22 protein-coding genes are annotated in these 25,343 nt (G+C 60.3%); 7 read left to right on the top strand and 15 right to left on the bottom strand.

The window, feature by feature from the left end; genetic code table 11:
- Positions 1-4: 4 nt before the first annotated feature.
- From CWM54_RS12415 to syd, 6 genes are all read right to left on the bottom strand, one after another.
- Entirely contained in the window at positions 5-1,345 is a 1,341-nt protein-coding gene (locus tag CWM54_RS12415) for an enolase C-terminal domain-like protein (RefSeq protein WP_100697304.1), read from the bottom strand.
- Positions 1,342-2,700, bottom strand: coding sequence for an MFS transporter (locus CWM54_RS12410; protein ID WP_061153492.1), 1,359 nt, complete (start codon positions 2,698-2,700; stop codon positions 1,342-1,344). The genes CWM54_RS12415 and CWM54_RS12410 overlap by 4 nt, the downstream gene beginning before the upstream one ends.
- A gap of 471 nt (positions 2,701-3,171) precedes the next feature.
- Positions 3,172-3,615, bottom strand: coding sequence for a flavodoxin (locus CWM54_RS12405; RefSeq protein ID WP_008806253.1), 444 nt, complete (start codon positions 3,613-3,615; stop codon positions 3,172-3,174).
- A gap of 4 nt (positions 3,616-3,619) precedes the next feature.
- Positions 3,620-4,414 (bottom strand): tRNA pseudouridine(65) synthase TruC, encoded by a 795-nt coding sequence (gene truC / locus CWM54_RS12400; RefSeq protein ID WP_100697302.1) that lies wholly within the window; start codon positions 4,412-4,414, stop codon positions 3,620-3,622.
- Positions 4,414-4,743, bottom strand: coding sequence for a YqcC family protein (locus CWM54_RS12395; RefSeq protein WP_100680783.1), 330 nt, complete (start codon positions 4,741-4,743; stop codon positions 4,414-4,416). The genes truC and CWM54_RS12395 overlap by 1 nt, the downstream gene beginning before the upstream one ends.
- A gap of 631 nt (positions 4,744-5,374) precedes the next feature.
- Complete coding sequence (gene syd / locus CWM54_RS12390) at positions 5,375-5,920, bottom strand: SecY-interacting protein (protein ID WP_061153491.1); 546 nt, start codon at positions 5,918-5,920, stop codon at positions 5,375-5,377.
- Between the two features lie 68 nt (positions 5,921-5,988).
- Between syd and queF the strand changes: the two genes are divergently transcribed.
- From queF to CWM54_RS12365, 5 genes are all read left to right on the top strand, one after another.
- On the top strand, positions 5,989-6,834 hold the full coding sequence (gene queF / locus CWM54_RS12385) for an NADPH-dependent 7-cyano-7-deazaguanine reductase QueF (RefSeq protein WP_100680782.1): 846 nt from the start codon (positions 5,989-5,991) through the stop codon (positions 6,832-6,834).
- Between the two features lie 111 nt (positions 6,835-6,945).
- Positions 6,946-8,313 (top strand): nucleotide 5'-monophosphate nucleosidase PpnN, encoded by a 1,368-nt coding sequence (gene ppnN / locus CWM54_RS12380; RefSeq protein WP_061153489.1) that lies wholly within the window; start codon positions 6,946-6,948, stop codon positions 8,311-8,313.
- A gap of 509 nt (positions 8,314-8,822) precedes the next feature.
- Complete coding sequence (locus CWM54_RS12375; protein WP_032731171.1) at positions 8,823-10,112, top strand: HAAAP family serine/threonine permease; 1,290 nt, start codon at positions 8,823-8,825, stop codon at positions 10,110-10,112.
- Between the two features lie 65 nt (positions 10,113-10,177).
- The gene (locus CWM54_RS12370; protein ID WP_012540721.1) at positions 10,178-11,545 is read left to right on the top strand and encodes an L-serine ammonia-lyase; all 1,368 of its coding nucleotides are present in this window, start codon (positions 10,178-10,180) and stop codon (positions 11,543-11,545) included.
- Between the two features lie 138 nt (positions 11,546-11,683).
- Positions 11,684-12,625 carry an aliphatic sulfonate ABC transporter substrate-binding protein gene (locus CWM54_RS12365; protein WP_061153486.1) on the top strand — a complete coding sequence of 314 codons (942 nt, stop codon included), beginning with the start codon at positions 11,684-11,686 and terminating at the stop codon, positions 12,623-12,625.
- Positions 12,626-12,670: 45 nt separating this feature from the next.
- Here CWM54_RS12365 and CWM54_RS12360 read toward each other — a convergent pair whose 3' ends face one another.
- The 9 genes from CWM54_RS12360 to CWM54_RS28605 all read right to left on the bottom strand — a co-directional run bounded on the left by CWM54_RS12360 (position 12,671) and on the right by CWM54_RS28605 (position 22,400).
- Entirely contained in the window at positions 12,671-13,894 is a 1,224-nt protein-coding gene (locus CWM54_RS12360; protein WP_100680781.1) for an acyl-CoA dehydrogenase family protein, read from the bottom strand.
- Between the two features lie 10 nt (positions 13,895-13,904).
- Entirely contained in the window at positions 13,905-15,326 is a 1,422-nt protein-coding gene (locus CWM54_RS12355) for an MFS transporter (protein ID WP_074387726.1), read from the bottom strand.
- 194 nt (positions 15,327-15,520) lie between these two features.
- On the bottom strand, positions 15,521-16,399 hold the full coding sequence (locus CWM54_RS12345; protein ID WP_100697299.1) for a MetQ/NlpA family ABC transporter substrate-binding protein: 879 nt from the start codon (positions 16,397-16,399) through the stop codon (positions 15,521-15,523).
- Entirely contained in the window at positions 16,396-17,094 is a 699-nt protein-coding gene (locus CWM54_RS12340) for a methionine ABC transporter permease (protein ID WP_008806263.1), read from the bottom strand. Before CWM54_RS12340 ends, CWM54_RS12345 begins: the two co-directional genes overlap by 4 nt.
- Entirely contained in the window at positions 17,091-18,113 is a 1,023-nt protein-coding gene (locus tag CWM54_RS12335; RefSeq protein ID WP_100697297.1) for a methionine ABC transporter ATP-binding protein, read from the bottom strand. The genes CWM54_RS12340 and CWM54_RS12335 overlap by 4 nt, the downstream gene beginning before the upstream one ends.
- Positions 18,110-19,516: an LLM class flavin-dependent oxidoreductase gene (locus CWM54_RS12330; protein WP_100697295.1), complete on the bottom strand. Its 1,407-nt coding sequence runs from the start codon at positions 19,514-19,516 to the stop codon at positions 18,110-18,112. The genes CWM54_RS12335 and CWM54_RS12330 overlap by 4 nt, the downstream gene beginning before the upstream one ends.
- A gap of 73 nt (positions 19,517-19,589) precedes the next feature.
- A complete protein-coding gene (locus tag CWM54_RS12325) occupies positions 19,590-20,987 on the bottom strand; it encodes an FAD/NAD(P)-binding protein (RefSeq protein WP_100697293.1) in 1,398 nt (465 codons plus the stop codon).
- 46 nt (positions 20,988-21,033) lie between these two features.
- The gene (gene ssuD / locus CWM54_RS12320) at positions 21,034-22,206 is read right to left on the bottom strand and encodes an FMNH2-dependent alkanesulfonate monooxygenase (RefSeq protein WP_022065017.1); all 1,173 of its coding nucleotides are present in this window, start codon (positions 22,204-22,206) and stop codon (positions 21,034-21,036) included.
- Between the two features lie 77 nt (positions 22,207-22,283).
- Positions 22,284-22,400, bottom strand: a complete 117-nt coding sequence (locus CWM54_RS28605) for a hypothetical protein (RefSeq protein ID WP_165785925.1) — start codon at positions 22,398-22,400, stop codon at positions 22,284-22,286.
- A gap of 77 nt (positions 22,401-22,477) precedes the next feature.
- Between CWM54_RS28605 and CWM54_RS12315 the strand changes: the two genes are divergently transcribed.
- Together CWM54_RS12315 and xni are read left to right on the top strand one after the other, a co-directional pair.
- Positions 22,478-24,421 (top strand): sigma-54-dependent Fis family transcriptional regulator, encoded by a 1,944-nt coding sequence (locus CWM54_RS12315; protein WP_100697291.1) that lies wholly within the window; start codon positions 22,478-22,480, stop codon positions 24,419-24,421.
- Between the two features lie 96 nt (positions 24,422-24,517).
- Complete coding sequence (gene xni, locus CWM54_RS12310; protein ID WP_004142871.1) at positions 24,518-25,273, top strand: flap endonuclease Xni; 756 nt, start codon at positions 24,518-24,520, stop codon at positions 25,271-25,273.
- The last annotated feature ends 70 nt before the right edge of the window (positions 25,274-25,343 follow it).

Below are 25,343 nucleotides of genomic sequence, written 5' to 3'. Positions count from 1 at the left end.
TTAATTAGTGGCGGCCGAAAACGGGACGTTTGCGGTCGAATGTCCAGCCGGGGATCAGGTACTGCATCGGGCCTGCGTCGTTGCGCGCGCCGCCCGGCAGCGCTTTATAGGCCTCATGGGCTTTGCGCACCTGCTCCCAGTCAAGTTCCACGCCGAGTCCCGGCGCGTCTGGCACGGCAATGTTGCCGTGAATAATCTGCAGCGGATTTTTGGTCAGGCGCGCGTCGCCCTCCTGCCAGATCCAGTGGGTGTCAATGGCGGTGGGGTTGCCCGGCGCGGCGGCGCCGACGTGGGTAAACATCGCCAGGGAAATATCAAAGTGGTTGTTGGAATGGCAGCCCCAGGTCAGCCCCCAGTCGTCACACAGTTGCGCCACCCGTACCGCGCCGGAGAGCGTCCAGAAATGCGGGTCCGCCAGCGGGATGTCGACGGCGTTGAGCATCACCGCATGGCCCATTTCACGCCAGTTGGTGGCGATCATATTGGTGGCGACCGGCAGCCCGGTGGCACGGCGGAACTCGGACATCACCTCCCGGCCGGAGAAACCTTGCTCGGCGCCGCACGGATCTTCGGCATAGGTCAGGACATCCTGCAGCCCTTTGCACAGCGTGATGGCCTCATCCAGCAGCCAGGCGCCGTTCGGGTCGACGGTGATGCGCGCATCCGGGAAACGCTTTTTCAGCGCCCGGGCGGTGTCGATCTCCTGCTCGCCGGGCAGCACGCCGCCTTTCAGCTTAAAGTCTTTGAAACCGTAGCGATCCTGGGCGGCTTCCGCCAGACGTACTACCGCCTCGCTGCTCAACGCCTGCTGATGACGCAGGCGGTACCATTCATGATCGCCCGGCGTATGGTCCAGATAGCCAAGGTCGGTTTTCTGCCGATCGCCAATATAAAACAGGTAGCCCAGCACGGTGACGGCATCACGCTGCTTACCCGGCCCCAGCAGCTCGCAGACCGGCACCTTCAGCACTTGACCGAGCAGGTCGAGCAGCGCCGCTTCCAGCGCCGCCACCGCGTTAACCTTCAGTTCGAAGGTCCACGCCCCTTTGCCAAAGGTATCGAAATCCGCCGCCTGATTGCCTTTATGCACCTGCTGCACCACGCGATTGAGACGGGCGACCTCCTGGCCCACCACCTGCGGGATCGCCGCCAGCAGCGTCTGGTAGATAACCTCCCCGCCGGGCGCTTCGCCAACGCCGGTGTGGCCGGCGTTATCGGTCAATACCACGATATTGCGGGTAAACCAGGCGTTGTGCGCCCCGCCGATGTTCAGCAGCATGCTGTCGTGCCCGGCCACCGGAATGACCTTCATCTCTGTGATAATCGGGCTGGATTGGGTCGTCATGATGAGCGCCCCACCACAGGTTTCAGTTCGATGCGTTTGATATCGCCCACCAGCACCAGGTAGCTCAGCACCGCCACCAGGGCATGGATGCCGACGTAAATCAGCGCGCCGTTGAACGAGCCGGTGGTGCCAACGATATAGCCGATGGCGATGGGAGTGACGATACCGGAGATATTGCCGAACATGTTGAACAGACCGCCAGAGAGACCGCTAATTTCTTTCGGCGCGGTATCCGCCATCACCGCCCAGCCGAGCGCGCCGATCCCTTTGCCGAAGAAGGCCATTGCCATAAAGCCGATCACCATCCACTCCACGTTGACATAGTTACACATCAGCATGGTCATGGAGAGCAGCATCCCCAGCACGATCGGCGTTTTGCGCGCGATGTTCAGCGAGCCGGTGCGGCGCATTAACCAGTCGGAAATCACCCCGCCCAGCACCCCGCCGACAAAGCCGCACACCGCCGGAATCGACGCGACAAAGCCGGCTTTGAGGATCGACATACCGCGCGCCTGCACCAGGTAAACCGGGAACCAGGTGATAAAGAAGTAGGTTAAGGCGTTGATGCAGTACTGACCGATATAGATGCCGATCATCATCCGCGATCCGATCAGCTGTTTGATCTGCCCCATTTTGACGCTAAACGGCACTTTCTGCGCGCTGCTCTTCTGATCCATGTTGATCAGCGCCCCGCCTTCGGCGATATAGTCCAGCTCTTTCTGGTTCACGCCCGGATGGTTGTTCGGATCGTGGATCACTTTCAGCCACACAAAGCTGATCACAATCCCCAGGCCGCCCATAAAGAAGAACACGTGCGACCAACCCACCTCATGCGTCAGCCAGCCCATGATCGGCGCGAAGATAACGGTGGCAAAGTACTGGGCGGAGTTAAAAATCGATACCGCCGTCCCCCTCTCCTGCGCCGGGAACCAGGCGGCGACGATACGGCTGTTGCCGGGGAATGACGGCGACTCGGCAAGGCCGACGAGGAAACGCAAAGTGAACAGCGCGATGATAATGCCAAAGCCGCTGAAGATATCGACGAAGCCCTGCAGCAGGGTAAACATCGACCAGATGAAGATCGACCAGAAATAGACGCGCTTCGAACCGAAGCGGTCGAGCAGCCAGCCGCCCGGGATCTGGCCGATGACATAAGCCCATGAGAACGCGGAGAACACATAACCCATGCCAACAGGATCGAGGCCGATATCTTTGGCCATTTCCGAACCGGCGATCGACAGCGTCGCCCGGTCACCATAGTTAAAAGAAGTGACGATAAACAGCATCACCACTATCCAGTAGCGGGCGTTGGTGCGCTTTTCAGCCGCCGTCGCCGCCTGACTTAATGAACTCATTGTTGTACTCCTGAATCATAGCGTTTAGCTACGTTCATTCTGAACAGCACAACCTGTAGGGTAATCAGAATGACGTGGTCGTGTTTTGATAGTTGTCGTTATATCTGGCACTGCATTTATCACTGGCTGGAGCAGTATATGAAGAGGCACACCGCGGCTCACCGTGCATCTACACAGTTTTTATGCCGCTATTACAGGTGGTTTGTGGCGAATGCCTGAAAGAATGGGGGGAAGTTCACGGAAATGAAAAACCAGCGCCGCTGGAGCCGCAAAGCGCAGCAAAAAGAGCCGGAGTGTGAAATACCTCACTTGACCCGGTGAAACTGGCTGGCTTAAGCCATGATCTTTCTAAGGATATTGTGGCGTTTGCCTAAAGGCGTGGCGCCAGGAACGCGCTACCATTGTGACGTCCGCATATCTGGCCGCGACGTATTGAAAGAGCGCCCTCTGCGTAGGGAGAGGGCAGCGCTTTTATTCGAGCAGGGTGGCCCACTGCTCAACCCACGGATTGGAGACGCTCTCCGGCTCCGGGTCTTCGCTGGCGTCAATCTTCAGCATCTCGCCGATGCGCTTCGCGCCCTGCTCCTGCAGCAGCTGGTCGAACTTCAGCCCACCGCCGCAAAAGTTAGCATAGGTGCTGTCGCCGAGCGCGATAATGCCGTAGCGCAGATGGGGCTGATACATATCTTTCATCCCCTCATACAGCGGGACAATGCTGTCCGGCAGATCGCCCTGCCCGGTGGTGGAGGTGACCACCAGCACATATTTACCGGTATAGGATTCCCAGTCGTTGACCTGCGGATCCTCATACACGGTTGCCTTGTGTCCCAGTCCGCTGAGGATCGCTTCCGCTTCTTCCGCGACCAGCAGCGAGTTGCCGTACATGGTGCCGACAAAAATTCCGACTTCCGCCATGCTATTATCTCCCTGGATTGACCTTATTTCCTTCATCCTGACCGCAGTCGTCGGCAAACTCAACCCTTTCATTTAGCGGGAGAAGCCCGCGCCAGCCAAACTGCGACAGGGCGCGCATCCAGACCTCGTCAAAACTGGCGCGCAGAGTCAGCGGCTCGCCGGTAAACGGATGGGTTAGCGACAGCTCGCTGGCGTGCAGCATCAGGCGGTGACAGCCAAAATGTTCCGCGGCGCTGCGGTTTTGCCGCAAGTCGCCGTGCTTGCTGTCGCCAAGGATCGGATGACGCAGATGGGCAAGATGGCGGCGCAGCTGGTGCTTACGGCCGGTTTTCGGCTCCAGTTCCACCAGCCCGTAGCGCGTAGTGGGATAACGCCCGGTTGCCACCGGCATCTCCACCGTCGCCAGGCCGCGGTAGTGGGTCACCGCCGGCTGCGGATCTTTGTCCTCACGAGCAAATTTATCGGCGATTTTATCCAGCTCTTCCACCAGCGGGTAATCCAGCAGCGCTTCGTCCATCAGCCAGCCGCGAACGATCGCATGGTAGCGCTTTTGGATCTGGTGCTGTTCAAATTGCTGCGCCAGCAGCCGGCCCGCTTCGCTCGACAACCCCATCAGCAGGACGCCGGAGGTGGGCCGGTCGAGACGATGGGCGGTAAAGACATGCTGGCCAATCTGATCGCGCACGGTCTGCATCACCACCACTTTCTCGTCGCGATCGAGCCAGCTGCGATGCACCAGCCAGCCCGAGGGTTTGTTGACCGCCACCAGCCAGTCGTCCTGGTAGATAATCTCCAGCATCAGGCCTGCTCACCGGCAAACAGCGCATCTAACAGCAGAAGTTCCGCCAGCATGGCTTCGCGAACCGGGTGGGCCTGATCCAGGGCCATCTCGTAATAAGGCGCGACGGCAAAATTTTGCGGCAGCGGCTGACCGCTCTCCAGCAGCTGATGCATACGCGGGATCAGCACCCATTGCAGCCACTCCAGCGGCTCCAGGGTATCCAGGCAAAACGGCTTATCGCTGGCGAAGGCGCTGCTGTTCGGCGCCGTCGCCTGCCAGTGCTCTGTTTCGCGCAGCAGGGCTTCAATGGCGCGCAGGCGATCGCGCACGCTATCGTGAAGAGTCATGGGAAACCTCGATGAGTTAAAAACCGGGCGCAGGATAGCAAATCCGCAGAAGAAATAAAAAAAGGGAGCACTGTAAAAACAGTGCTCCCGGTTCGTTTTGCAGCATTCCCGCTACATTGGTGCTCCCTGCTCGTCCTTGAAAACTTTTCCTGAGGTCTCCTGACCAATGTTCATCCATAAACTCGTGCATCCTGCTTTCACACCACCCCGATGTGAAATGACTTATCCATAAGTTTGTCCCGATCTTCCTGATCCACCGTTCATCCTGAGCGGCTCTCGTTCTCCATCCTGGAGGTGTCCATTACGCGATCCTGCGTTATCCTTGCTTCATCCTGAAGCCTGTCCTTGCAACGCCATCCTGGCGGGTCCTGCAGAAGCGCCATCATCCTGATGTTCGCTTCATTTCGCGACTCCCTGTCGACAGACATAGGATCACTGATTCTGCCTCGTCTTACAACCCTTCTTGAGACAATCTCTTAAGATTAGTCCCCACTCAAAAGGACGAAAAAATTAAGATCTGATTTAATACCAATGAGTTATAAAAAAATGAAGGGATTAAATTTGCCTTAAATGATGACGATCTCTTACAGGTTTTGTAAGAGATCTCTCACAAACGACCAGGTAGACTGGATTACAGAACCGGCTCAAGGTGGCTAAGGAAACTCGCAAGCGAGGGGGAAAGCGTGATGCGTTTGGCGGTACCGAGGGTCTCTTTGATCACCTCGCCGCTGAGATTACAGACGGAAATAACATCCCGTTCACTCTCGAGGGTGGCGATAAACAGCGTCGGCGCCAGCTTCAAGCGCTTCTGTACCACCAGGTGTCCGATTAAGTTTTCCTGCACCCGCTGGAAATCCTCTTCACTCCAGGTCTGCAGCAGCGTCAGCGTTTCGCCGTCAAACCGGCCGGTCATGTCGCCGGCAAACTGAGTGGTATAATAAGAATGAAGCGGCTGTTGTACCACAATATCCAGGGCGCGTTCAACCGCGCTAATATTTTGCGCCAGCGAAAACGGCTGCGGCTGCCAGAATACGGCCTCGCCCTGGGTATCAACGACGCAAGGCGACGGGACGCCGTAAAGCTCTTCACTGCGCGGCAGGCTGTTACGCTGCTGCTGCCAGGCGGCGCAATAACGTTGGGTAAAAGCGCGCAGCGCTTCTGCGGTCTGATGGTCCACCGGTTTCTCTCTTCACGTTAGACAGGATACACTGGAGAGATAGTGTACCCGCTTTACTATGGTGAAACATGTCTTCTTACGATAATCATCAGGCGCTGGCCGGCCTGACGCTCGGTAAATCAACCGATTACCGCGATACTTATGACGCCTCGCTGCTGCAGGGCGTTCCGCGCAGCCTTAACCGCGATCCGCTGGGCCTGCATGCCGATAACCTGCCGTTTCACGGCGCCGATATCTGGACGCTGTACGAACTCTCCTGGCTGAACGGCAAAGGTCTGCCGCAGGTCGCTGTCGGCCACGTCGAGCTACCCGATACCAGCGTCAATCTGGTGGAGTCGAAAAGCTTTAAGCTGTACCTCAACAGCTTTAACCAGACGCGTTTCGCCAGCTGGCAGGACGTTGCAGAGACGCTGACTCGCGATCTCAGCGCCTGCGCGCAGGGTGAGGTCAAGGTGTCGCTGTATCGGCTGGATGAACTGGAAGGCCAGCCGATCGCCCATCTGCACGGCGCCTGCATCGACGATCAGGATATCGAGATCGATAACTATCAGTTCAGCGCCGACTATCTGCAGGGTGCCGCCAGCGGCAAAATCGTTGAAGAGACGCTGGTCAGCCATCTGCTGAAATCCAACTGCCTGATCACCCATCAGCCGGACTGGGGCTCGGTGCAGATCCAGTATCGGGGGGCGAAAATCGACCGTGAGCAGCTCCTGCGCTATCTGGTCTCATTCCGCCACCATAACGAATTCCATGAGCAGTGCGTCGAGCGCATCTTTAACGATATTCTCCGTTTCTGCCAGCCGGAATCGCTTTCCGTTTACGCCCGCTATACGCGACGCGGCGGTCTGGATATCAACCCCTGGCGCAGCAACGGCGACTTTTCCCCCGCCACTGGCCGCCTCGCCCGACAATAATAAATAATTTCACAATTTGCGTGCGTTTAGGCGCGCGCAAGGTTGTGGAAACGCCGCTCGCAGGGCTATTGTAATCACAGGAAGACCATAAGCGTCCTGTAAGGAGTTCACTTGATTACACATGTTAGCCCGCTTGGTTCAATGGATATGCTGTCGCAGCTGGAAGTGGATATGCTTAAGCGCACCGCCAGCAGTGACCTGTATCAACTCTTTCGCAACTGCTCGCTTGCTGTGCTCAACTCGGGGAGCCTGACCGATAACAGCAAGGAGCTGCTCTCCCGTTTTGAAAACTTCGATATTAACGTGCTGCGTCGCGAACGTGGCGTGAAGCTGGAACTGATCAACCCGCCGGAAGAAGCTTTCGTTGACGGGCGCATTATCCGTTCCCTGCAGGCCAACCTGTTTGCCGTGCTGCGCGATATCCTGTTCGTTTACGGCCAGATCCACAATACCGTTCGCTTCCCGAACCTCGATCTGGAAAGTTCGGTCCATATCACCAACCTGGTGTTTTCGATCCTGCGCAACGCCCGCGCGCTGCACGTCGGCGAAGCGCCGAACATGATCGTCTGCTGGGGTGGCCACTCCATCAATGAAAACGAATATCTCTACGCCCGCCGCGTCGGTACCCAGTTGGGACTGCGCGAACTGAACATCTGCACCGGCTGCGGACCTGGCGCGATGGAGGCCCCGATGAAAGGCGCCGCCGTCGGCCACGCGCAGCAGCGCTACAAAGACAGCCGCTTTATCGGCATGACCGAACCGTCCATTATCGCCGCAGAACCGCCGAACCCGCTGGTCAACGAACTGATCATCATGCCGGATATCGAAAAGCGTCTGGAAGCCTTCGTGCGTATCGCCCACGGGATCATTATCTTCCCGGGCGGCGTCGGTACTGCCGAAGAGCTGCTCTACCTGCTGGGTATTCTGATGCATCCGGAGAACAAAGCGCAGGTGCTGCCGCTGATCCTCACCGGACCGAAAGAGAGCGCCGACTACTTCCGCGTGCTGGACGAGTTTATCACCCATACTCTGGGCGAATCCGCCCGTCGTCACTATCGGATCATCATCGACGATCCGGCGGAAGTGGCGCGGCAGATGAAAAAAGCGATGCCGCTGGTGAAAGAGAGCCGCCGCGAAACCGATGATGCCTACAGTTTCAACTGGTCGATTCGCATCTCGCCGGACCTGCAGATGCCGTTCGAACCGACCCATGAAAACATGGCCAATCTCAAGCTCTCCCCGGACCAGCCAGTAGAAGTGCTGGCCGCCGACCTGCGTCGCGCCTTCTCCGGGATTGTCGCGGGTAACGTCAAAGAGGTGGGCATCCAGGCCATTGAGCAGTACGGTCCTTACAAGCTGCATGGCGACCCGGAGATGATGCGCCGCATGGACGATCTGCTGCAGGGCTTCGTCGCCCAGCACCGTATGAAACTACCGGGCGGCACCGCCTATATTCCCTGCTACGAAATCATCGCCTGATTTCTCGCTCTCCCGCCGGGGTATCTTCTGCAGCCTGCCCCCGGCGGGCTCTCTTCCTCTGACTTCCAGATCGCGCTAAAAACCTTTCTGTTATTATTCAGTCACCTGAATCATTTCTACAAAGCCAATCGTTTGCGTTTGTAAAAACTGCGACAATTATCACTGCAAAAAATGGTTTTAAGCGCAAAAACGTCGACTACTTCTCTTTTTTACAGTAAATCCCTCGTTATTACGCCACTCCGCTTTTATCTCATATGCTGCAAATGGTAGCCTGCGCGCCACAAATCGCTGGCTGATCACCAGAAACAGGCTGTTGGACTAAAAATACGCACATTGAAAGTGGATTATTGCATTTGAGATCGCGATCACTGATGCATAAACCATATAAATGTATCTTTCCGGCCCAATTATTACGGAGAAAATTTCTAAAAAAACCGTAATTAAACGAATTTCATGTTACGCAATTGTATTTGTTCATTAGATTTTGTTGATTCCTCCAGGAGATACAGATGGAAACCACTCAAACCAGCACCATCGTTTCGGGCGAAACCCGCAGCGGATGGCGTAAAACCGACACCATGTGGATGCTGGGCCTGTACGGTACAGCGATCGGCGCGGGCGTCTTGTTCCTGCCGATCAACGCCGGCGTCGGCGGCATGATCCCCCTGATTATCATGGCGATTCTGGCCTTCCCGATGACCTTCTTCGCTCACCGCGGTATGACTCGCTTCGTCCTCTCCGGGAAAAACCCGGGCGAAGACATCACCGAAGTGGTGGAAGAACACTTCGGCGTAGGCGCAGGGAAGCTGATTACCCTGCTCTACTTCTTCGCTATCTACCCGATCCTGCTGGTGTACAGCGTGGCGATCACTAACACCGTCGAAACCTTCATGTCGCACCAGCTGCACATGACGCCGCCGCCGCGCGCCATTCTGTCGCTGATCCTGATCGTCGGCATGATGACCATCGTGCGTTTCGGTGAGCAGATGATTGTGAAAGCGATGAGCATCCTGGTGTTCCCGTTCGTTATCGCCCTGATGATTCTGGCGCTGTACCTGATCCCGCAGTGGAACGGCGCGGCGCTGGAGACGCTCTCCCTGAGCAGCGCCTCCGCAACCGGCAATGGCCTGCTGATGACCCTGTGGCTGGCGATCCCGGTGATGGTCTTCTCCTTCAACCACTCGCCGATCATCTCCTCCTTCGCGGTGGCCAAGCGTGAAGAGTACGGCGCAGGCGCCGAGAAGAAATGCTCCAGCATCCTGGCCCGCGCTCACATTATGATGGTGCTGACCGTGATGTTCTTCGTATTCAGCTGCGTCCTGAGCCTCTCTCCGGCGGACCTGGCGGCGGCGAAAGAGCAGAACATCTCGATTCTGTCTTACCTGGCAAACCACTTTAACGCGCCGGTTATCGCCTGGATGGCGCCGATCATCGCGATGATCGCCATCACCAAATCCTTCCTCGGCCACTATCTGGGCGCCCGCGAAGGCTTTAACGGCATGGTGATTAAATCCCTGCGCAGTAAAGGCAAATCTATCGAAGTCAACAAACTGAACAAGCTGACCGCGCTGTTCATGCTGGTGACCACCTGGATTGTGGCGACGCTGAACCCGAGCATCCTCGGGATGATCGAGACCCTTGGCGGCCCGATTATCGCGATGATCCTGTTCCTGATGCCGATGTACGCGATTCAGAAAGTGCCGGCGATGCGTAAATACAGCGGCCATATCAGCAACGTCTTCGTGGTGATTATGGGTCTGATTGCCATCTCCGCGATCTTCTACTCGCTGTTCAGCTAATTCAGTCAATACCTCCCCCCGCGCCGCTTAACGGCGGCGCGCTTTCCGACAGCACGGGAATACATATGATCAGCGTATTCGATATCTTTAAAATCGGCATTGGCCCTTCCAGCTCCCATACCGTTGGACCGATGAAAGCGGGCAAACAATTCACTGACGATCTGATCGCACGCGGCCTGCTGGCCGACGTCAGCAAAGTCGTCGTCGACGTCTATGGCTCCCTCTCCCTGACCGGTAAAGGCCACCATACCGACATCGCGATTATCATGGGACTCGCCGGCAACCTGCCGGACACCGTCGACATCGACGCCATTCCGGGCTTTATTCAGGACGTTAACACCCATGGCCGCCTGATGCTGGCCAACGGTCAGCACGAAGTGGACTTCCCGGTCGATCAGTGCATGAATTTCCATGCCGACAACCTGTCGCTGCATGAGAACGGCATGCGCATTACCGCCCTGGCCGGTGACAAGGTGATCTACAGCCAGACGTATTACTCTATCGGCGGCGGCTTTATCGTCGACGAAGCGCACTTCGGCCAGATCGCCGATGCGCCGGTTGCGGTTCCTTACCCTTATAAAAACGCCGCCGACCTGCAGCGTCACTGCCGTGAAACCGGGCTGTCGCTCTCTGGGCTGATGATGCAGAACGAACTGGCGCTGCACAGCAAAGAAGCGCTGGAGCAACACTTTGCCGCGGTATGGGAAGTGATGAGCGCCGGTATCGAACGCGGCATCACCACCGAAGGCGTTCTGCCGGGCAAACTGCGCGTGCCGCGCCGGGCCGCCGCGCTGCGCCGCATGCTGGTGAGTCAGGACACCACCAACAGCGATCCGATGGCGGTGGTCGACTGGATCAATATGTTCGCCCTGGCGGTGAACGAAGAGAACGCCGCCGGTGGCCGGGTCGTTACCGCGCCAACCAACGGCGCCTGCGGTATCGTGCCGGCGGTGCTGGCCTACTACGACAAGTTTATCCGCAAGGTGAACAGCAACTCTCTGGCCCGCTATATGCTGGTCGCCAGCGCGATTGGTTCGCTGTATAAGATGAACGCGTCCATCTCCGGCGCCGAAGTCGGCTGTCAGGGTGAAGTGGGCGTCGCCTGCTCGATGGCGGCGGCCGGTCTGGCGGAACTGCTGGGCGGTAGCCCGGGTCAGGTGTGCATCGCGGCAGAGATCGCCATGGAGCATAACCTCGGCCTGACCTGCGACCCGGTTGCCGGCCAGGTGCAGGTACCGTGCATCGAACGCAACGCTATCGCCGCCGTGAAAGCGGTCAACGCCGCGCGAATGGCGCTGCGCCGGACCAGCGAGCCGCGCGTCTGCCTCGATAAAGTGATCGAGACCATGTACGAAACCGGTAAAGACATGAACGCCAAGTACCGGGAAACCTCTCGCGGTGGCCTGGCGATGAAGATCGTCGCCTGCGATTAATCCTCAGACCCGGCACGCGTCGGCGTGTCGGGTCATCGTCCTGAACAACTCTTTTTGTTATATCAATAAAATTTTAGTTATTTAATGGTTATAAGCGCTGTTTGTTACCTTACGCAAAACCGCTAAGGAGAACAGACAATGTCCAACCGATTCCGCCCCGCCTGGCTGCTGGTCCTCGCCGCCCTCTCTACCTCCACGCTGGCCAAAGCGCCGGAAACCGTCAACATCGGTTATCAAAAAGCGAATATCTTCGCGCTGCTGAAGTATCGCGGCACGCTGGATGAGAGCCTGAAAAAACAGGGCATTGCCGTACGCTGGGTCGAATTCCCCGCCGGACCGCAAATGCTGGAGGGGCTGAACGTCGGTAGTATCGATCTGGCCGCGACCGGCGATGCGCCTCCGGCCTTTGCCCAGGCGGCGCAAGCCGATCTGGTCTACCTTGCCCACTCCCCTGCTAACCCGAAAACGGAAGCGATTGTGGTGCCTGAACAGTCGGCAATCCACAGCGTGGCCGATTTGAAGGGCAAGCGTGTGGGGTTGAACAAGGGGTCTGACGTCAACTACCTGCTGGTTGCCGCACTGGAAAAAGCGGGCCTCAGCTATAAAGACATCACCCCGGTCTATCTGCCGCCGGCGGACGCCCGCGCCGCTTTCCAGCGCGGGGCGATTGATGCGTGGGTGATCTGGGATCCGTTCCTCGCAGAAGTGGAAACCAACGCGAAAGCCCGACAGATCCGCAATGCCGAGGGGCTGGTGCCGCACTACACCTTCTATCTCGCCAGCCGTAAGTTTGCAGATACCTACCCGGAGACAGCAAAGCAGGTGGTGGATGAGTTGGGTAAACTCAGCGCGTGGGCGAACAGCCATCAGGACGAGGCCGCCGGGCTGCTGTCGACCTCAACCGGGCTGGATAAAGCCATCTGGCTGAAGACCCTGGCCCGCCTGCCCTACGGTGCCGAACGCATGACGCCGGCGGTGTATAACGAACAGCAGGCGCTGGCGGATACCTTTACGCGCATTGGCCTGCTGCCGGTGAAAGTCGACGTGCGCAGCGCCACCTGGTCGCTGGATAAACCTTGATTTTTCTGACGACGGGAGGCACTGCGCCTCCCGTCGCCGACAGGCTTACCCCGCCGTTTTCTCACCATTGCCAATCTGCCAGATAAAGGTGGGCGCTTCACCGTTCACCAGCCAGTTACCGATATTGCGTGCCTTATAAATCACCGGATTATGTGAGGCGACCGTCCGCGCATTGCGCCAGTGGCGATCCAGCGCCAGACGGGTTCGCGTATCCGACGCCCCGAGGGCATTAAACAGCTCCGTCGCCGCCCGCGGGATCCAGTCGCTGGCGATCACCTGCGCCTGCGCCGCTTCCACTTCCGCCAGCTGGTTACGCTGGGCAATCAACGCGTCGTCGTCGCTGGCGTGCACCACATAGGCCTGTTGCAGCGATTCCGCGGCCTGCAGGACCGCGGCCCGGGTCGCCCATGCCCAGCTGCTGATCTGCCCAACGACCTGCAGAACCTGGGCGTCATCGCGCGGCACGGCGGCGTTACCGTGGCTGTACATCCGGGAGCGGTGTTTGACGCCCTGCGCGGCATCCCGCTCAACCGCCAGGCCAATGCCCGCGAGGGTCGCCAGCAGTACATGCTGGTAGAAAGCGGTCTGATAGCGAAAGCGCCGGGCAAAATCATAGACATGTTCGGTTTCCACCCTGGCGTCGGTGAAGCGGGTGGTTCCGCTGCCGGTCAACCGCTGGCCAAAGCCATCCCAGTCATCTTCCCGCGCCACGCCGGTCTGATGGGTGCTGACCAGGGCAATCACGTCGCCGGCGGTATCACTGCGCCGGGCAAACACATCGATCCAGTCGGCGTATAACGCGCCGGTGCTGTAAAACTTCTCGCCGTCGAGTCGCCAGCCGCCCTCTGTCGGCGTCACCCTGGTGTTCACCTCTCCCAGCTTCACCGCGCCGATCTCCGTCCAGCCGCTGCCCACCAGCTCGCCGTCGAGGAAGCGACGAAACCAGCGGTCGCGCCCGGCAGAATCCGGCTGATTCAGTTGATCTTCCACAAAGGCAAAGTGCGCGCGCAGGGCCTGCGGCAGGTTAGAGTCCGCTTGCGCCAGCTCGATCAGCAGCGCGCTGAGCTGCGGCAGCGAAGCGCCCCAGCCGCCCTTCTCGCGCGGGATACGCAGCGTGCCGAAGCCCGCTTCCTTCAGCCAGCGGATCGGCTCATCGGGCAGAGTGCGCTGCTGTTCGCGCTCCGCGGCGCCCTGGGCGATACGGGTGAATATCGGGCGGAAGGCGGCCGCCAGCGCGTCATAATCGGTGCCTGTGGAGAGCAAGGTCATGGTCAGTTCCTTATTCATGGATTGCGTCGATATCTTCTCGCGTCGGTTCATGACGGACCGCCAGCAGGAAGAAAATGGGAATAATGGCGGCAAGCGAGACCACCCAGAACATCTGCGTGCCGAGCGAGGCCTGCAGCAGCGGCAGAATAAACAGCGCCAGCGCACTGCCGATCCCGGAGAGCGCCCGGCTGAAACCGACCCCGGTGGCGCGAATGGCAGTAGGATAGGAGAGCGCCGGGTAGATCATCAGCTGCGCACCCGGGCCAAACCCTTCGGCGAATAGCCACAGCCCCAGCATCGCGATGGCCAGCACGATGCCTGCCGTCGCGTGCGGTTGCCCCACCAGCGCCAGCACAATCAGCGCCACAAACTGCAGGGCGAAGCCGGCTATCGCCACATGACGCGAAGGATATTTCCACGCCAGATGCATACCGAGCAGCCCGCCGGTAAAAGCAAACAGGGCGTTCAGCCCCAGCGATGCCGAAATAGTTTCGAAGACGCCAGCCCCGAGGAACTGGGCAAGAATTGACGGCAGGAAAAAGGCAATCGCCGTGTACTCGAAGGAGATACAGATATTCATCACCCCGGCGACGATAGTCCGCTCACGGTACGGTTTTTCGAACAGCACGCGGAAGCTCACTTTCGGCGCTGGCGCGGGCTTCGCCGCCGGGACCTCATGGGCATGGATCCCCCAGGAGTCGCGTAGAATACGCACCGCAGAGGTCAGATCGCCCTGGTTTGCCGCCCACAGCGGGGATTCGTTCATAAACCGGCTGCGGACGGCAATAATCAGCAGTGCCGGCACGGCGCCGAACAGCAGGGAGGCGCGCCACAGCCAGTCAAGATGCTCCTGCGGCAGCAGGAAATAGAGGCCGAAGATAATGAGAAAGCAGACGGTTGAGGCGGCGTACCACATCGGGCACCACGCCGCGAGGCGAGCCGCTTTGTTGCCTTTGCCGGCAAAGCGGGAAAACTCGGCCAGATAGGACATCGCCACCGGCAGGTCGATGCCGACGCCGATGCCCATCAGGAAGCGGGCGCCAATCAACACCCAGACGTTCGGCGCCAGCCCGGCGGCGATAGCCGAAATCACGAAAAAGAACATATCGGCCATAAAGACCGAATAGCGACCATATTTATCGGTCAGCCAGCCGCCGATAATATTGCCGACGATGGTTCCGACCATAATGGACGAAGTCACCAGGCCGGTCAGCAGCGGTGAGAGCTGAAATTCACGCACGACGTCATCAATACCGTAGGAGAGCGTGGTTAAGTCATACGCGTCGAGAAAGACGCCCCCCAGCGCGAGGAAGACAATCATCCGCGCATATTTCGCTTGTTCCTTGCCGGAATTAATTAACCGCGCCACATCCCCGACGCTACTGACCGGTACCGAAGCGATACCGGGATTATCCACTGGAAATGTACTCATTTTTTTCACCTTATTATTTTGTGCAGGTCATTAGCGGTTATAGACCGCGCGCGGCGAGAATCAAAACAACAAATCATTATATAAAAATCAATATAATCAATAAGTTAATAAATATTGCCAGCACAAAAAGGACGCGCTTTCGCGCATCCTCAAGGGAAATAAATAACAACGAAAATAGACGTCGTGCAGGATGCTTATTCCGCGGACACCGGAACTAATACGTCTTTTACCAGCGGGTCATCGGTGGTTTTTAACCACGTCTGGATCCGTGGGTCAGAAAAAGCCTGTTTTAATTTGACGATATTTTCCTGCGATAAATACGGCGTACCAATCACTAATTGCGAAGCAAAGGTGCGCGGCGCCGGCGGGAATAATATGCCTTTCTCCCGCGGGACTTTCCCGGCATCAAATTGCGAGACATAGCCGATGGCGGCATCTACCGAATTTAACGCCCGCGGCATGGTCAGCAGATCCAGCTCTTTAAAGACAAACTGATGCGGGTTGCCGACAATATTTTTCAGCTTCGCCGTGCGCGGCTCCACCGCCGGGTCGAGCGAGATCAACCCAATGCGCTGGAGCAGCCACAGAGCCTGCCCCTGATTGGCGCCGTCGTCAGGCACGACAATAGTCGCGCCGTTGGGCAATGCCTGTACCGACGAGTAGCGGTCGGAATAGATACCGAACGCCCACTGGAACACCGGCACCGTGATCGACAGCGCAAAGCCGTTAGCGTCCACCACCTGTTTAAGCCACCACTGATGCTGATAGATCGTCCCGGCATACTGTCCTTCCGCTACCGCGCGGTCAGCCTGGACCGGATCCTGCACCCCCACCGCCTCCAGTTTCAGACCGTAATCGGGCGCAATATGCTGATTAATATACTCAATGATCCGCTGCTCGCCGGCCATCGCCGGCTCGTAGTGAATTTTTAACGTGCTGCCGAAGACCACCTGCTGGCTTTGGGTATGTCCCCGCCACCACCAGAAGGCGATGGCGAGCAGGATAATCACCGCCAGCGCTGCCAGCCAGGGCCAGCGCCGCGCTTTACGTAACTCAAATTGTTCTGTTGTCATACAAGGTTCCCCTGCGTGTGGCGTAAACGGTTGACCAGACGGTCACCCAAAAATTGAATCAACTGGATCGTGGCGATCAGGGCAACGATCGTCGCGATCATGATGTGGTTGTCGAAGCGCTGATAGCCGTACACCACGGCCAGGTAGCCGATGCCGCCAGCACCGATGGTCCCGGCGATAGCCGAATACTCGATCATCGAGACCAGGTTTAGCGTCACCGCCGCCACCAGCGCGGGCAAGGCTTCACTGAGCTGCGCGCTGGCAATGATTTGCCAGCGCGACCCGCCGCAGACGACCCCCACCGCGGTAACCTCCGCCGGTAATTCGCGCAGCGCGTTCTCCACCAGACGGCCAAAGAACGGGACGCCGGCGGCGATCATCGGCACCACCGCGGCGGGGATGCCAATCGTGGTGCCGGTCAGCCAGTATGTGAACGGGATAATGGCGGCCATCAGCACCAGAAACGGCAGCGAACGTCCCATGTTGACCACCCAGTTCAGCAGCCGGTACAGCAGTGCGTGCGGAAATAAACCCCGCGGCGAGGCGTTAAACAACACCACCCCCACCAGCCCTCCCAGCGTGACGACAAACAGCATCACAATGGCCACCATCAGCCAGGTTTCGCCATAAGCGGGGAGCAGCAGCGAAGGGATTTCGCCCCAGGGGGTATCCTGGCTGATGACTGTCGGTTTCATACCGCCTCCCTGAGCAATGGCGCGCTGTCGAGGATCTCCGCCGTAATGCCGAGCTGCGCCAGCAGGCCCTGCAGTCGCGCCGGTGACAGGCGTTCGCCCTGAAAACGCACTCCGGCCTGCAGGCGACCGGCCAGCCGACCATTGATCACCTCGACGTGACCGCCAAGGAGATCGATCTGCAGCGCCCACTGCTGGCTCAGGCGGCTGATCCAGTCGGTGGCCACCGGCACATCCCAGCGGTAGCTCAGACGCAGCAGCAGATCGCTGTGGGTCGCTGCCGCCGGCGTCAGCGGCAACAGCTGCTGGCCGAGCAGAGAATCGGGACGCGCCAGCAGATCTTCGATCTGCCCGTACTGGACGATCGTCCCGTCGCGGATCTCCGCTACCGCATCCGCCGCCGTGCGCACCGCGTCCATTTCATGGGTGATCAGGACGATCGCCAGCTGGTACTCGTCACGCAGCCGCTTGAGCAGAGCCAGCACCGAGGCCGTGGCCTGAGGATCGAGGCCGGAGGTGGCTTCATCCGCCAGCAGAACGGACGGGCGCAGCGCCAGCGCGCGGGCAATGCCGATCCGCTGGCGCTGGCCGCCTGAGAGCTGGGCCGGCCAGGCATCCGCTTTGTGGCTCAGGCCAACGCTCTCCAGCAGCTCGCCAACCCGCGCCTTAATATCGCGCTCCACCACACCAAGCCACGCCAGCGGCAGGGCGACATTCTCCCAGGCGGTCCTGCGGCTCAACAGCGCCGAAGACTGGAAAACGGTGCCAATCGCCCGCCGCTCCCGGCGCAGCGCCTCGCCGGACAGCGCCGACAGATCCTGGCCATTGATACGGATGCTGCCGCTGTCCGGTTGCTCCAGCAGACTGATGCAGCGCGCCAGGGTTGATTTACCGGCGCCGCTCGGCCCCACCACCGCGGTGATGGAGCGCTCAGGCACCTGCAGCGACAGCCCTTTCAGCACCGCGCTGAGCCGGCCATCCGCCGTGCGGTAACTTTTATGCAGGTCATCGATAGCGATCATGTCACCTTCTCCTCTACCGACGCCGCCGTGCGCGCATCGCGGCGGTAGCTGGCACCCGGGTGAGGCGCGGCCAGACGCGGGCTGGCGCCGAACAGTTTTTCGCGCAGGGTCCCCTCGCGGTACTCCTGCTTAAAGACGCCGCGCTTTTGCAGCTCAGGCACCAGCAGCTCGACGACGTCGCGGAAGGTTTCGTGAGTGACGGCATAGGCGAGGTTAAAGCCATCGACGTCCGTCTCTTCGACCCAGGACTGCAGTTCGTCCGCCACGGTTTGCGCGCTGCCGACCACCAGCGGACCGAAGCCGCCGATCCCCGTCCAATCGGCCAGAGCCTGCACCGTCCACTGGCGGTTCGGATCAGCGGTCGAAAAGGCCTCCACCGCCGACTGAATGGCGTTGGTGTGCAGATACTTCAGCACCTGATCCGGCTGATACTGGCCGAAATCGATCCCCGTCCAGCCGGAGAGCAGCGCCAGCGCGCCTTCATAGCTGACGTACTGCTTATATTCCTGCCACTTCGCCTGCGCCTCGCGGTCGGTGTCGCCGACAATCACCGTCTGCAGGTTGAAGATCAGGATGCTGTGCGGATCGCGCCCCGCCTCAACTGCCCGGCGGCGAATATCCGCCACCGTCTTCTTCAGCAGCACCTTCGACGGCGCTGCGACGAAGACGCATTCGGCATGGCCGGCGGCGAACTGTTTGCCGCGGCTGGACGCCCCCGCCTGATACAGCACCGGCGTGCGCTGCGGGGATGGCTCGCAGAGGTGGATCCCCGGCACGGAAAAGAACTGTCCTTGATGGTTAATGGGATGGATTTTCCGCGGATCGCTGAAGATCTTCCGCTCTCTGTCGCGCAGCACCGCCCCGTCCTCCCAGCTTCCCTCCAGCAGTTTGTAGATCACCTGCAAATACTCATCGGCATAGTCATAGCGGGTGTCATGATCGGTCTGAGTCTGCTGGCCGATATTGCGCGCCCCGCTCTCCAGATAGGAGGTGACGATATTCCAGCCCACCCGCCCTTTGGTCAGATGATCGAGCGTCGACAGACGACGAGCGAAGGGGTAAGGATGCTCAAACGACAGCGAGGCGGTCAGGCCGAAGCCCAGATGCTCCGTCACCAGCGCCATCGGGGTGATCAGAGCCAGCGGATCGTTGACCGGGACCTGCGTCGCCTGGCGGATCGCCGCGTCGCCGCTGCCGTCCAGCACGTCATAGATCCCCAGCACGTCGGCGATAAACAGCCCGTCGAACTTGCCGCGCTCCAGCAGCCGCGCCAGATCCACCCAGTACTCCAGATCTTTATACTGCCAGGAGCGATCCCGGGGATGCGCCCACAGGCCCGGCGACTGATGGCCGACGCAGTTCATATCGAAAGCGTTAAGACGAATTTCACGTTGTGATGACATAGCAATCTCCATAGCGCGGCCCGTCGCCAGGGCGCACGCGGCAAAATGAATCAGGGAAAATAAAGGGAGGTATTCAGTACGCAGGACATCGGGAGTCCTGCGGGATCCCGAGCGTGAGTAACGCTTGCGCCGCCACGTCAGCGGCATGGTCGGCTACCTGCGGCAGGCCCATCAGTTCGCCAAAACGCCCGCGGGCGGCCGGACCAGCCACCAGCACTGGCAGCGCCTCAACGTGCGGCTCAGCCACTGCCCGGGAACGGCTGTCTACTTCCAGGCCCATGCCGAGGGCATCGGCGCGAATCAGGCCGCGGCGGGCGAGGTCCTGTAAAAATGGCTGGCTGTCGGTCAGGGCGCGGTGTGCGGGTCCGGTGGTCAGGATCAGGTGATCGACGCTCAGCGTCTGCACGCCGCCGCCGCGCCGCGACAGCGTCAGACGTAACGTCTCGCCTTCACCGCTCATCGACAGTAACCTGGCCGCCTGCACCTGCAGACTGCCCGTGTGCTGGCGCGCCTCCAGTACCTCGGCGACCTGCGGCGCCACGCGGTAGCGGTGGACATCCCAGTAATGGCGCAGATGGCGCAGAAAACGCTGGCGATCGGCGACGCTGAGCGCCTGCCAGATCTGCTGCCCCTGCTGACGAACCGCATCCAGCACCACCTGCCAGCTCAGGCCCTGCTGCGCCGCACAGGCGACGTCGAGGCGGATCTGGCGCAGGCGTTGACGCAGGCTGCCCTGCTGATAGTCGCCAGGCCAGGTTGCCCCCGCGCCGCTAAGGTTGCCGCGCGACAGCAGGCCGTGGCGCGAAAAGGCGACGATACTGCCGCGGTGGCCCAGCCGGTCCAGCGTCGCGACCGTATCGGCCATGGTTAATCCGGTGCCCATCACCGCCACCCGGGCATGCGGGGCGATGGCATCGAGCGCGCCGGGCTGCCACGGGTTGGCAATCAGCGCCGGATGATGACGCCAGGCTTCGGCCTGTGCCGGTAGAGAAGGCGGTGGATGACTGATCGCCAGCACCAGCAGATCGGCCTTAAGCTGCAGGCCGCCGTCGGTGGTCACCGTCCCCTGATGAAAAGCGAGCGCCCGATCGCGCAGGTGGCGAAGCCGTCCGCCGCTGGACGCCGCGGCGCCAGCAAAACGCTGTGCCACATAGCGACCAAACTGGCCGCGCTGAGGGTAGACGGAACCGTCCGGGCGCAGCGCCTGCACATCGACGGTAAAGGCAGGCTGATGGCGGTACCAATGATCGAAGGCGCCCTCTTCGTCGCCGGCCAGCTGCATGCGAGCGGCCGGGACGTTAATCCGGTGCGTCGGCTCCGCAGTGGAGTAGGCCACCCCGGCGCCGGGGGATTGGCGCGGCTCCAGCAGCGTCACGCGCACCCCGTTCGGCGCCAGGCGCAGCAGCTCAATCGCCACCGCCGCGCCGCTAAAGCCGCCGCCGATAATCACGATATGCGGTTCTGCACTCATCGCTGCCCTCCTCCGGTATGCTGTCTCATGGTCGCGCTCCGGGCCATTAGCTGGCGCTGACCTGGCGCACCGGGCGCTTATCGCCGCCGATGGTTTCGCCAAACGGACCGGTGTTCACGCTACGCGCCTTCGACGAGGCCGCGTTTTCCAGCGGCAACAGAGGCATCACCAGCTCAGCAAAGCGGTGCGCTTCTTCCAGATGCGGGTAGCCGGAAAAGATAAAGTTACTGATGCCGAGCGCCTGATATTCGCGGATGCGTTCCGCCACCTGCTGTGGATTACCCACCAGCGCGGTACCCGCGCCGCCGCGCACCAGCCCGACGCCGGCCCACAAATTGGGCGCAATGCGCAAATTATCGCGCGATCCCTGATGCAGGGCGCTCATCCGCGCCTGGCCGGCCGAGTCCATGCGGGCGAAGATCTTTTGCGCCTGGGCGATGGTATCGTCGTCAAGATGGGCGATCAGCCGGTCGGCGGCGGCCCATGCCTCTTCTTCCGTTTCGCGCACAATGACGTGCAGACGAATGCCGTACTGCAGGGTGCGTCCGCGGGCCGCGGCGCGCTCGCGCACCACCGCCAGCTTCTCCGCCACCAGTTCCGGGGGTTCGCCCCACGTCAGATAGCTGTCGATCTGCTCGGCCGCCACATCAATGGCCGCATCAGAAGAGCCGCCGAAATAGAGCGGCGGGCCATTCTCCTGCACCGGCGGGAACAGCACTTCAGCGCCTTCCACGTGAATATGCTCACCGTGATAGTCCACTTTTTCCCCGCGCAGCAGGCGGGTGTAAACATCGAGAAATTCGCGGGTCACCTGATAGCGCTCGCTGTGGCTGAGGAAGATACCGTCGCCTTTGTTTTCCACCGGGTCGCCGCCGGTGACGACGTTGATCAGCAGCCGACCTTCCGATAAACGGTCGAGAGTGGCCGCCATCCGCGCCGCCAGGGTTGGCGGCTGCAGGCCCGGCCTGACCGCCACCAGATAGCGCAGACGGCGGGTCAACGGCGCCAGCGCCGAGGCCACCAGCCATGAATCTTCACAGCTTTTACCGGTGGGGATCAGCACGCCGTAGTAGCCCAGGCTGTCGGCCGCCAGCGCCACCTGCTGCAGGTAAGGTAAATCGACAGGGCGTCCACCCTCGGTGGTACCCAGATAGCGGCCATCGCCATGAGTAGGTAAGAACCAGAAGACATTGATCTTGTCGGGAGCTTGCTGCGTCATTATCTATTTCCTATATAACCATATCCGATATTTATCGAAGAGATGTTTTAATTTGGTTATATGAGTGTTAGCGATAATCATGCCAATGGTGAATGAAAAATTAATCTTTTAAAATCAAGGCACTGAAGACAGCTTCGTCGCGCCACGCTGTTGCAAATCACGCAGCCGCCGCGCATCCGCTGGCGCATTTGCAACAGCCGCTGGCCTTCCCCCTCTGGTTTCCGCTGCCGCCGCAGGATAAGTTCAGAGCGTCAATGATCGGAGGCCCGCTATGCTGAACCCAGAATCCCCTTCCACCGCTCCTGCGCTGATCGACCCGGCGTCGAAGGCTTTCCAGAGCCTGCTGGACAAGCTCGCGCCGACGGAGGCTACCGTGCTGATCGTGGGCGAAACCGGCACCGGCAAGGAGGTGGTGGCGCGCTATCTCCATCATCACAGCGCCCGTCGCCAGCAGCCGTTTCTGGCGGTCAACTGCGGCGCACTGACCGAGAGCCTCGCCGAAGCCGAACTGTTTGGCCATGAGAAAGGCGCCTTCACCGGCGCACAGCAGGGGCAGCCCGGCTGGTTTGAAGCCGCGGAAGGGGGGACGCTGCTGCTGGACGAGATCGGCGAATTAAGCTTGCCGCTGCAGGTCAAGCTGCTGCGGGTGCTGCAGGAGCGTGAAATTACCCGCGTCGGCTCACGCAAAGCGATTAAAGTGAATGTCCGGGTGATTGCCGCCACCCACGTTGACCTGGCCCAGGCTATCCGTGAGCGCCGCTTTCGCGAGGATCTCTACTATCGACTGAATATCGCGGTGGTGCCGCTGCCGCCGCTGCGCCAGCGTCGGCAGGATATCCCGCTGCTGGCGCACCACTTTTTATCACTCTACGCCCGGCGCCTCGGGCGGCCAACCCTGCGTCTGGCGCCGGAATCACTGGCCCGGCTGATGGACTATTCGTGGCCGGGCAACATTCGCGAGCTGGAAAACACCCTGCATAACGCAGTGCTGCTCAGTAAAGAGGAGGAAATTAGTCCTGCCCAGCTGCGCCTGGCGACGCTCAACGACGCCCCGTCGCCAGCGAACGACCATGAACTGGATGACTTTATTCGCCACCAGCTGGCGCTTCCCGGCGAGCCGCTGTGGCAGCGAGTCACCAGCGCCCTGATTCGCCACGCCATGGTGCATTGCGATGATAACCAGAGCCAGGCGGCCGCGCTGTTGGGGATCAGTCGGCATACCTTGCGCACCCAGCTTGCCAACCTCGGGCTGATCAAAAGCCGCCGCCGCCCGCCTGCGCCGCCGCGGGCGTTCGCCAGCGAGGCCGGGGCCGATCGCGAACTGCGCATTGGCTACCAGCGCTTCGGCAGCCTCGGGATCCTGAAAGCCCGTCAGAGTCTGGAAACCGCCTTCGCCAGCCTCGGCGTCAACGTGCTGTGGAGTGAGTTTCCTGCCGGACCGCAGCTCCTCCACGCCCTCGCCTGCAACGAGATCGACTTCGGCACCACCGGGGAAGCGCCGCCGGTGTTTGCCCAGGCCAGCAATAGCGAACTGATGTACGTCGCATGGGAGCCGCCGGCACCGCGCAGCGTGGCGATGGTCGTCCCGCAGGAGAGCGACATTCGCCAGCTCAGCGATCTGCGCGGCAAACGCATCGCCCTCAATAAGGGGTCGAATGTCCACTGGCTGCTGCTGCAGATCCTCGAAGACGCCGGGCTGGGGCTGAACGACGTGCGGGTGGTCTATACCCCGCCGAAATATCCGCTGACCGCCAGCGACTACCTGGCGGTTGACGCCTGGATGATGTGGGACCCGTTGCTCAGCGACGCCGAGCACACCGGCGAGCTGCGGGTGGTTGCCAGCGGCGAAGGACGGGTCAACAACCATCAGTTTTATCTTTCGCGACGGGACTACCTCGCTCAGCATGGCGATATCATGCGCCGTCTGCTGACGGAGCTGACCCACACCGGGCAGTTTATCGACTCACATCGTGGCGAAGCGGCCCGCTTACTCTCGGCAGAGCTGGGGATTGACGCCCGGTCACTGAGCATGGCTCTCGCCCGCCGCAGCCATCGCCCAAGGCCGATGGATCTGTCAGTGATCCGCGCCCAGCAGACTATTGCCGATCGCTTTTACGCCCTTGGGCTTATCGCCAAACCGGTTTCGGTGCGCGAAGCGGTGTGGTACGGCGAACCCGCGCCCGGTATCGTCAGCCCGATGATGGCGGTCAGTTAGCGAAATTTGCGCGTTATCTTCCTGATTGTTCAGGCGCAGATAGCCTCGATCCGATGGCGATGTTACCCTAAAGACGCTGAGAATAAGGGGGTATCTGTGGCTGTTCATCTGTTAATCGTCGACGCGTTAAATCTGATCCGCCGCATCCATGCGGTGCAGGGTTCGCCCTGCGTCGATACCTGCCTGCATGCGCTGGAGCAGCTGATCGTCCACAGTCAGCCCACCCACGCGGTGGCGGTGTTTGATGATGAAGATCGCGCCCACGGCTGGCGCCACCAGCGCCTGCCGGAGTACAAAGCCGGCCGCGCGCCGATGCCGGAAACGCTGGTGGCCGAGATGCCAGCGCTGCGGGCGGCCTTCGAACAGCGGGGGATCCGCTGCTGGGCCTCGCCGGGCAGCGAAGCGGACGACCTCGCCGCCACCCTGGCGGTAAAGGTGGCCCAGGCGGGCCATCAAGCCACCATTGTCTCCACCGACAAAGGCTACTGTCAGCTGCTGTCGCCCACCATCCGCATCCGCGACTACTTTCAGAAGCGCTGGCTGGATGCGCCCTTCATCGCCAGCGAGTTCGGCGTCACCCCAGAGCAGCTAGCGGATTACTGGGGGCTGGCGGGGATCAGCAGCTCGAAGGTGCCGGGCGTGGCGGGCATTGGACCCAAAAGCGCCGCCCAGCTGTTGAACGAGTTTCAGGACCTGGAGGGGCTGTACGCCCGTCTGGCCGAGGTCCCGGAGAAGTGGCGCAAAAAACTGGCCGCGCATCAGGAGATGGCCTTCACCTGCCGGGAAGTGGCCCGCCTGCAGACCGACCTCCAGCTGGATGGCAATCTGCAGCAGCTGCGGCTGACGCGCTAACCATCGTTAAGAGGTGCGCCGGTGCAGGGTAACTGCCTCCGGCATTGCCTGCTTTACCCGGGCCAGGCAA

Source organism: Klebsiella sp. D-Nf1 (assembly GCF_002810515.1).
In the GTDB taxonomy this organism is placed as follows: Bacteria; Pseudomonadota; Gammaproteobacteria; order Enterobacterales; family Enterobacteriaceae; genus Klebsiella; species Klebsiella variicola.
The sequence above is the reverse complement of the archived record's forward strand: the minus strand, read 5'-3'. Positions and strand labels throughout refer to the sequence as shown.

What these genes read in the sequence shown, in the direction of transcription:
- CWM54_RS12415 (WP_100697304.1), bottom strand. Translation starts at nt 1,345, where the DNA reads ATGACGACCCAATCCAGCCCGATTATCACAGAGATGAAGGTCATTCCG.
- CWM54_RS12410 (WP_061153492.1), bottom strand. Translation starts at nt 2,700, where the DNA reads ATGAGTTCATTAAGTCAGGCGGCGACGGCGGCTGAAAAGCGCACCAAC.
- CWM54_RS12405 (WP_008806253.1), bottom strand. Translation starts at nt 3,615, where the DNA reads ATGGCGGAAGTCGGAATTTTTGTCGGCACCATGTACGGCAACTCGCTG.
- truC (WP_100697302.1), bottom strand. Translation starts at nt 4,414, where the DNA reads ATGCTGGAGATTATCTACCAGGACGACTGGCTGGTGGCGGTCAACAAA.
- CWM54_RS12395 (WP_100680783.1), bottom strand. Translation starts at nt 4,743, where the DNA reads ATGACTCTTCACGATAGCGTGCGCGATCGCCTGCGCGCCATTGAAGCC.
- queF (WP_100680782.1), top strand. Translation starts at nt 5,989, where the DNA reads ATGTCTTCTTACGATAATCATCAGGCGCTGGCCGGCCTGACGCTCGGT.
- CWM54_RS12375 (WP_032731171.1), top strand. Translation starts at nt 8,823, where the DNA reads ATGGAAACCACTCAAACCAGCACCATCGTTTCGGGCGAAACCCGCAGC.
- CWM54_RS12370 (WP_012540721.1), top strand. Translation starts at nt 10,178, where the DNA reads ATGATCAGCGTATTCGATATCTTTAAAATCGGCATTGGCCCTTCCAGC.
- CWM54_RS12365 (WP_061153486.1), top strand. Translation starts at nt 11,684, where the DNA reads ATGTCCAACCGATTCCGCCCCGCCTGGCTGCTGGTCCTCGCCGCCCTC.
- CWM54_RS12360 (WP_100680781.1), bottom strand. Translation starts at nt 13,894, where the DNA reads ATGACCTTGCTCTCCACAGGCACCGATTATGACGCGCTGGCGGCCGCC.
- CWM54_RS12355 (WP_074387726.1), bottom strand. Translation starts at nt 15,326, where the DNA reads ATGAGTACATTTCCAGTGGATAATCCCGGTATCGCTTCGGTACCGGTC.
- CWM54_RS12345 (WP_100697299.1), bottom strand. Translation starts at nt 16,399, where the DNA reads ATGACAACAGAACAATTTGAGTTACGTAAAGCGCGGCGCTGGCCCTGG.
- CWM54_RS12340 (WP_008806263.1), bottom strand. Translation starts at nt 17,094, where the DNA reads ATGAAACCGACAGTCATCAGCCAGGATACCCCCTGGGGCGAAATCCCT.
- CWM54_RS12335 (WP_100697297.1), bottom strand. Translation starts at nt 18,113, where the DNA reads ATGATCGCTATCGATGACCTGCATAAAAGTTACCGCACGGCGGATGGC.
- CWM54_RS12330 (WP_100697295.1), bottom strand. Translation starts at nt 19,516, where the DNA reads ATGTCATCACAACGTGAAATTCGTCTTAACGCTTTCGATATGAACTGC.
- CWM54_RS12325 (WP_100697293.1), bottom strand. Translation starts at nt 20,987, where the DNA reads ATGAGTGCAGAACCGCATATCGTGATTATCGGCGGCGGCTTTAGCGGC.
- ssuD (WP_022065017.1), bottom strand. Translation starts at nt 22,206, where the DNA reads ATGACGCAGCAAGCTCCCGACAAGATCAATGTCTTCTGGTTCTTACCT.
- CWM54_RS12315 (WP_100697291.1), top strand. Translation starts at nt 22,478, where the DNA reads ATGCTGAACCCAGAATCCCCTTCCACCGCTCCTGCGCTGATCGACCCG.